This window comes from Catonella sp., assembly GCF_052169795.1.
In the GTDB taxonomy this organism is placed as follows: domain Bacteria; phylum Bacillota; class Clostridia; order Lachnospirales; family Lachnospiraceae; genus Catonella.
Map to the genome: position 1 here is coordinate 1 of NZ_JBQNBU010000161.1, position 2,893 is coordinate 2,893.

Annotated in this window: 2 protein-coding genes; one reads left to right on the forward strand and one right to left on the reverse strand. The window is 36.3% G+C overall.

Features of this window, described 5'->3' with window-relative positions:
* The first annotated feature begins 375 nt into the window (after positions 1-375).
* A complete protein-coding gene (locus tag ACTTKP_RS11980) occupies positions 376-1,764 on the forward strand; it encodes a D-alanyl-D-alanine carboxypeptidase family protein (RefSeq protein WP_442554116.1) in 1,389 nt (462 codons plus the stop codon).
* On the opposite strand, the gene ACTTKP_RS11985 is transcribed toward ACTTKP_RS11980, so the two are convergent.
* Positions 1,754-2,698, reverse strand: coding sequence for an exonuclease domain-containing protein (locus ACTTKP_RS11985; protein WP_442554117.1), 945 nt, complete (start codon positions 2,696-2,698; stop codon positions 1,754-1,756). The genes ACTTKP_RS11980 and ACTTKP_RS11985 overlap by 11 nt on opposite strands.
* Positions 2,699-2,893 lie beyond the last annotated feature (195 nt).

A 2,893-nucleotide genomic window follows, 5' to 3' on the forward strand; every position in this document is an offset into this window, starting at 1 on the left:
ATTGCTTAATTGCTTTATATTTTGATATAATTAATGAAAGATTTAAGGTTGTAATTAATAGGGAAAGCTGATAAAGATTACTTGGCTTTTCCTTTTTTTTATCTAGTATAGTAGTTATAGAAGCTTTATGTACATAATAAATTTTTTTCACACTGTAGTTATAATGAACCGGCAGAAAAAATTGGCAAATCCAATCCTGCTATTCACAGGCATATGAATAAGCTTGTTTCAGAAAGAAAAATAGAGAGAGTGGGTTCAAGAAAGAATGGACATTGGAGGGGTTTAGGATAAATAAAGCTCATTAACTCTTGAAATAGCCTTATTTCTATGGTTAAATGTAAGGGAATGTTTTGTACGATAGTTTTGGAGAGAGTTATGAAAAAGTTATATATTAAAAGAAGTTTTGTATTTATTTTGATAATAATGATTTTGTTTACAAATTTTTATAGAAGTAAGGCTTTGGCAGGCAGTACTGCACCTTGGCCTAAATGTCCGTCAATTAAGGCGAAAAATGCAGTAGTTATGGATCTTGCTACAGGTACAGTTCTTGTTTCTAAAAATGCGACAAAAAAATGGTATCCTGCAAGTACAACTAAGGTTATGACGGCAATGCTTGCTATAGAGAAGGCAAAGTCATTGGATGAAATGGTTGAGTTTACCAAAGAAGCCATAAATGTATCTGAGCCGGGAAGTTCCAGTATAGGTATGACACCGGGAGAAAAGCTTCCCCTAAGAGAGTGCCTTTATGGGCTTATGTTAGCTTCTGCAAATGAGGTGGCAAATGCAATTGCCATACATACGGCAGGCAGTATAGAAGACTTTGCAGATATGATGAATGAAAAGGCTGAAGCACTTGGCTGTGTTAATACACATTTTACAAATCCGAGCGGACTCTATGAAAAGGATCATTATACCTGTCCTGAAGATTTAGCGAAGATTGCAAGAGAAGCAATAAAGTTGGATGATTTTAGGGAAATAGCCGGTACAAGGACACATGTAATTCCTGAAACTAACCTAATGAAAGAAAAACGGCCAGTCTCCAATACTAACCAACTTTTTAATCCGGTTAAATTACCACAGCACGGATATGAATACTGTTATGCAGGAAAGACAGGATATACAAATGAAGCAAGGTTTAATTTGGTTTCGTTTTCAAAAAAAGGAGCGATGGATGTAGTCTGTGTAATAATGAATGCAGAGAGTGCAGATGTGCAGTATACAAACACTAAGAAACTTGTTGACTACGCATTTAAACGGTTTAGAATGTTACAGACTGATAAGATACCTCTTAAGTTAAATGAAAGTGGGGGTAAGACATATATCAGTATTCTTGAAAATGATCCTTCGGCTGAGTTTACGGTATCGGGAACTGCGGCTTTAGTTGTGCCTAAGAAATGTGATATTAATGGTGTTGTAACTGAAATAAAGGAGAATAATCTCACTGCTATTAAAGTTGGTAAGAATTATATAGGCAGTGTGGAGTATAAATATGGTGGAGAATGTATAGGTAGTGCAGACATAGTCTATACCAGTTCCAAGGCATATTCGTTTGAAAAGAGTGAAATGATATCTGAATCACTGCCTGAGGAAAATAAAGAAAAGAGATTAAATTATTTTGCAGTGGGTATGATTGTGGTTTCTGTGCTCGTTATACTAGGTCTGGTCTGGTATTTATTAATATACAGGCGTCCTTCAAACATGGCAAGAAGAAGATACAGGCGTAAAAAAAGAAGAATTAACAGCAGAAACCGACTTAAGTGGTAAGTCGGTTTCTGCTGTTATAATTCTTAAGCATAAGCATTGCCTGCTCTTTTGACAGTGATTTTTGTGTTGAGATGGCAAAGTAGTGGTTTGCATCAGGATTTTTAATAAGGCGTTTCCCTTTTATGTAGCCATGAGTTCTGCATTCACCTACAATGTAATAGTTTTTTGAGTTGGAGGTGTACCAAGGTACTATCTTCCGAAGGTTTTTGCCGCAGATATGACAGCAGAAGGGTTCTTTTTCCGAAGCCTTTTTAAGAGCTTCCTTAGAACGATATGCTCGTGTAATACTGAGCCTGTGGTCGGGATAAATGAGGTTTACCTCCTGATTTTTATTCAGAGGGAATTTATAAGTATCTACTGAAGGATAGAGACGAATGTTTATACTGTTTATACTTTGTAAGATTTCAGCAGTATACTCTGCATCGGAAATAGCACTGTGAAAAGCCTTATCTTCATTTAAATCTAAATATTTGATAGCATTTTCAAGAGAGAAGACGGTTTCGTCATATGTTTCAGTAAAAATATTAAACAAATATTGAACATCATAATAATATAATGGCCTTGAAAAACCATTATATATTTGATAAAAAGCCATGTTTCTTTGAAGTTCCAAAAGGTCGAGAGAACCCCAGGTAGCAAAAGAATAGTTACGATCACCTTTTCTGCACCATCTGAGAAATTCTTTGCAGGCAGTTACAAAATCAGTGCCATCTGCAAGTTCTTTTTCTGTAAGTGATATTAGTTCTTTGGTATATTTAAATAATTCGGGATACACTACCGGCTTGATAATACGATGAAAAAAGTCGATAACTTTAAAATCTTCGTCAAGCTTGACTGCTCCGATTTCAATAATTTCAAAAGGAAGAGGCCTCTCGGACTCTTCCTTTGAAGCATATCCCTGATTCCACTCAAGGTCAAAAACTATGTATTTCATGTTATCTCCAAGTTATAATTATGGTTACTGACCGGTCGAAGCAAATAGAGCAGCGATATCCTCAGGACTCATTTTTTTGTTAGGGTCATCCGCTACAGGAGCAGGCTCAGATGCAGGCTTTGACAGAGCTTCAATTGCTGTTTTAGGGGCTGAGGTACTTGGCTCCGGCTCAAGTTCCAAATTTGCGGAAGCAAA

Excerpts from the sequence above, each read along its gene's own strand:
- ACTTKP_RS11980 (WP_442554116.1), top strand. The coding sequence starts at position 376 with ATGAAAAAGTTATATATTAAAAGAAGTTTTGTATTTATTTTGATAATA.
- ACTTKP_RS11985 (WP_442554117.1), bottom strand. The coding sequence starts at position 2,698 with ATGAAATACATAGTTTTTGACCTTGAGTGGAATCAGGGATATGCTTCA.